3 protein-coding genes and 2 pseudogenes are annotated in these 4,583 nt (G+C 43.4%); 3 read left to right on the top strand and 2 right to left on the bottom strand.

Going from position 1 to position 4,583, the window contains the following annotated elements:
• Positions 1–90 (top strand): annotated as a pseudogene (locus tag BLW10_RS13890) (IS5/IS1182 family transposase); the annotation flags it as partial.
• Positions 91–302: 212 nt separating this feature from the next.
• Here BLW10_RS13890 and BLW10_RS14355 read toward each other — a convergent pair.
• Positions 303–785: pseudogene (locus tag BLW10_RS14355) on the bottom strand (transposase); the annotation flags it as partial.
• Positions 786–962: 177 nt separating this feature from the next.
• Between BLW10_RS14355 and BLW10_RS13315 the strand changes: the two are divergent.
• Positions 963–2,792: an N-6 DNA methylase gene (locus BLW10_RS13315; protein ID WP_218139739.1), complete on the top strand. Its 1,830-nt coding sequence runs from the start codon at positions 963–965 to the stop codon at positions 2,790–2,792.
• A gap of 263 nt (positions 2,793–3,055) precedes the next feature.
• On the opposite strand, the gene BLW10_RS13310 is transcribed toward BLW10_RS13315, so the two are convergent.
• Positions 3,056–4,066: a MamI family restriction endonuclease gene (locus tag BLW10_RS13310; RefSeq protein WP_177169075.1), complete on the bottom strand. Its 1,011-nt coding sequence runs from the start codon at positions 4,064–4,066 to the stop codon at positions 3,056–3,058.
• Between the two features lie 296 nt (positions 4,067–4,362).
• Here BLW10_RS13310 and BLW10_RS13305 point away from each other — a divergent pair.
• Positions 4,363–4,583 (top strand): transposase family protein (locus BLW10_RS13305; RefSeq protein ID WP_143117092.1); only part of this gene is annotated, 221 nt, incomplete at its 3' end.

The raw sequence follows: 4,583 nt of genomic DNA, 5'->3' as shown, positions 1-4,583 counted from the left end.
CGCTGGGAGAAGCGCGATGACACCTACTTGGCCATGATCCATCTGGCGCTCGGGATCATCACTTGGCGGGCTACCGGCCTTTTGGGATAGGCTCTAAGTGCCGCTTCATCCAGCCCGGTGCGAAACAGTTCACGATACGCCGCTTGTTGAGAATCTGGTGATGCGCCCAGCTCCAGATACAAGGTATGGGGCGAAAGCAACGGATCGTTTGCACCCAGACCGTTCGCCCGGTAGCTGCTCCAAGCATACTCTCCAGGATGACGAACCATGTCAGCCCGCACCGGATTCAGCTCAATGTAACGCTGGTAGCGCAGCAGGTAGGTGTCGGTCTGGATCAGCGAGGATTTGTAGCGGCTGTCCCACAGGGTGCCGGTACGCCGATAGGTCTTGTTGATGGTCTGGACATAGCGCCGCCCGATGGTTATCACCAGCTGGGGAATGTCTTCCGCCGCCTTGGGCGTGACCAGCAGATGAACATGATTCGTCATCAAGACATAGGCATGGAGCGCCGCGCCTGTGTTTGCCAGCGCCTCGCCGAGCCAGTGACGGTAGGTCTGATAGTCTTCCTCACCAAAGAAGCACGCCGCACGGTTATGACCGCGTTGGACGATGTGATGCGCATAGCCACTTGAGCCAGACCGAAGGCCAGCAGACTGAATCGCTCGCCGAGTCCGGCCTTGAGAGCGATTCCCGGTCCCAGATGCAGGGGGGCAAACGGCATGGGTACATTTATTCCAAAATCTATGCGGGGTCGACCAACTTAGCCAAACCGCTACACCTGTCATCTGGTAAAGCTTCAATAACAAAACGTTCACTAGCGGAGCGCAGCGGAGACCGTGTGGAGCGTAGCGGAAAATTTGTCCGAGTGCAGCGCCTTGGCATCTGTCAAAAGAAATATTTCCTTGACATTACATGGAAATATTTCATAATTGCGCTACTTGCATAATTCAAGGGGAATACTAATGATTACCGCTAGACAACTGTCTGCACTGTATAAAGAAGCTCATAACATAATGCGAAATATAGATGGCCTTCAGCCGCAAGAGGCATTCGATGAGCTACTAAAGTACATGTTTTTTAAACAAAATTATGAATTTGAAAATTCTCCAGAAATATCTCTTTCTCCTGAAAAGGTGAGAAAAATGTTTGCCTCATATCTTGGCAAGGCAAATTCATGGTCTTCAGAGATATGGCGGGATAAAAAGTTTTACCTAAGCGCCGAATGCCTCGCCGATATTCATAACTTGCTATTTCCTATTCAGTTTTCGCAGATTGGGTATGACGTAAGAAGTCATGCTTTAAAGCAATTCCTTACACCCGAAATTCGCAAGGGCCTTGGTATTTTTCTGACTCCAGATGAAGTTGTAACTTCAATAATCAAGTTTGCTTCACCAAAAGCAGGAGACGATGTTCTTGATCCGGCCTGCGGATCTGGAACATTTCTTATTGAATATCTTAAGCAAACCAATGAAAATAAAGATATAACAGTTTACGGGATTGATAAAAGCCCAAGAATGCTTCTGCTAGCAGATCTTAACATCGGGCATTACTCGAAAGTTAGATTTGAAAAAAAGTTAATTGACTCACTAAAAGAGAGCCCATTTAAAAAAGAATTTGATTTTATATTTACAAATCCGCCTTTTGGGGTATCCATAGATGAACGGGACTATGAATTTAGTCAATTTCTTACATGCAAAGACAAAAATGGTTATACATTAAAAAAGCAAAGCAGCGAAATTGTTTTCATTGAAAAATGCTTTCAAAATCTAAAGCCAGGCGGAACGCTGGCAATTGTAATACCCAAAAGCATTGCAACTAATGGAGGCTTATCAAATGCTCGGCATCAACTTGGTAGTTATGGTTACATTTTTGGTGTAATGAACCTGCCTCCGGAAACCTTTGCTAGCACAGGAACTCAGACAACTACAGTTGTATTGTTTGCAAAAAAATACATAAACGCAAAAGAAAAATCTGACAAAACAAAGCTAGCGCTGGCAAATATCAAAAATGTAGGCTTTGACTCAACCGGTAGATTCAAAGACGGAAGTCAGCTAGATAGCTTCCCTGAATTCATGAAAAAGGCCTTAGCAACAAACAATGATTACGAATTTGTTTCCATTATAGATGTGCCTGAGAAAGCAGAAAGTTTTTCAATGCTAGAAAATATTTTTATTGCGAAGAACAGCAAAAATGGAAAGCAGTTATCTGAACTTTGCGAGTTTATTGGAACTGGAAAAACTCCAGCCAGACGAGACTATGCCGAACAAGGCAACTTTCTAATTAAAGTTGGAAACCTCTCTGGAACAGGGATTAATTGGGAGGCGAGGGATAGAAACTACATAAATGACGAAGAAATTAATAAACGACTGAAATCCAAAAAACCTCTTGTGCTTCAGCATGGCGACATACTACTCACTTCATCCGCACACAGTCCTGTTTATATTGCAAAAAAATCAGACATTTTCACGGAAGTTCCTGAGTTTATTGAATCGAAAAACATATCTTTTGTGGGAGAAATAATGCTCATAAGAGTAAAGCAAGAATTAATCTCTCCTTTTTTGCTTCTTGCGTTCCTTAGATCAAATGAAGCAATTTCTCAGATTCAAAACATGGTTCGAGGACAGACCGCTCATCTGCACGCATCGGATTTGGGTCAGTTAGTCGTTCCTGATGAAGTTTTTGCCAGAAACAGCAAATTCAAGAAAGTCGAAAAGATACTGGAAAGACAGGCCGATCTTAGTAAAGAAATGAATTTTTTAGCATCAGAGCAATCAAGACTACTAAACAGTTGATGTTGCGGACTCTCCCCGCACTATCGCTGCCGGCCATTGAAGCGCGAGGCATCTACGCCTTGTTAAGGGTAGGCGCGGGCCCTAACGCTGCGGCGTGTAGGGGCCAACGCCCCCTCAGGGTATTCGATCAAAATTAAGCAGTACATCTTGCCTGGACTACTGAGCGAGTTGCAGCCAAGCGGTGATTTATCCAGAAGTTTTACTTGTTTTTGATTCGATACTTGGAGTCTCACTACGGTCCTGAGCGACGAGAACACTCCAGCTTATCTTCTCTGATACTTCGCTTTTGATTCTGAAATTTTATCAGTATCTCTAAGCGGCAGAAGATCTCTTGCGCGGTGATCCAAATATGGCAAAATTTCCGCAAGTAATTTCTTGTTTATGTTTTTTTTGAATACTATTTCTTTGAAGTCATTGAAACATTTTTCATTTTTAAGCAGACTTTCAATTATGTAAAAATTCGCATCATTCGCAAGAATATTAAGCTCATCCTTTCCCAGCAAGGAAATTGGCATTAGCTCAGGTGTTAATATCTCTCTATCGGTTTCTGGCGCAACAAGCAAGTCGATTTTAATTGATGGTTTTGTATTGGCATTGGTAACAGTTGCTTGAAAAACTTTCACAGGATTGCAGAGATAAAATTGATAGCTAAATGGCCAAAAGTTTTTAGGTGCTGGCGTCTTCCTTGGATTTATTTTTATATGCTCTAAAAATATTTTATAGAAATAATTTCTCATTATTATTTCAAAATTTTTATGCCGCTCACAATTGTTCCATATCTCAAATGCCTGAAAACGTATAGTATCAAACTGGTTTTTTGAAAACAGTGGGTAATCAGCAATCGTTAAAAATATTCTATCTAGTGTCTTTGTGAGAAGCTTTAGCTCATCCTCTGATTTAACAGAAAACAACCACTTGCTGTCATCCATGCGTTTAAGATTTTCCGAGCCGCAATGAGGACAAATAGTTTCGATTCTTAAAACCTTGTTTTCGCAGTCTTTGCAGCTATCTAATTGATCTACACGACTACAGGACTTAACCTCTGAGCCATCTTCTAAATCATCACCTCTTGCTCCAGTTCTTGCTCCCTGGACGCCGGTTATAAGTGAGGCTAGATGCTGTCCAGGATATCCAACCTTCATGTTTGGCGTTTGTTTGGTGATCTTCGACCAATCAAGAGCTTTCACCCTTGGAGCAAGAACAAGGTCTTCCAGCAAAAGCTTAATGAGCTTTTCATTATCTTTAATTTTTATAAATTCAATCTTTGGCTTCAAAGTGCAATCCCCAAATAAGGTTTTGTTTATGATCTGCTTGCTAACAGTTAAATAGACAGAATTTAGTTCTAGCGTGCTGAACAGATTCTGCCTAGCTTGCAAGGCTAGGCGAAACCGTCCAAAAGACGCCGGACTGACTCCACACGCTCTGTCTGTGAATATCGAGTCATACCACATACCGAAATATCAAGCAACCGAAAACGCCACCAAGGCAGGGCGATCGCGCTATCCGGGTATTGACAATCATCGGTTGAGTAGGTAGCCAAGTGCCTTTTGTCTCGACGCCTGAGCCGCCGATGTCGCCGAAATTGTTAGATCCCCGTCCGTACTTTGCTGATCTTGCCGATCCACGTCGCGAAACGCGTAACAAGTTGCACTCCCTGCACGACAGTCTGATGATTGTGCTGTGTGCCGTCCTCAGTGGCATCGAGGACTGGGTGGGCATGGAAACCTTTGGCAAGGAGAAGGAAGCGTGGTTGCGCACCTTTCTGACGCTTGCCAACGGAATTCCCGCGCA

This window comes from Allochromatium warmingii, assembly GCF_900107145.1.
Taxonomy (GTDB): Bacteria; Pseudomonadota; Gammaproteobacteria; order Chromatiales; family Chromatiaceae; genus Thermochromatium; species Thermochromatium warmingii.
The sequence above is the reverse complement of the archived record's forward strand: the minus strand, read 5'-3'. Positions and strand labels throughout refer to the sequence as shown.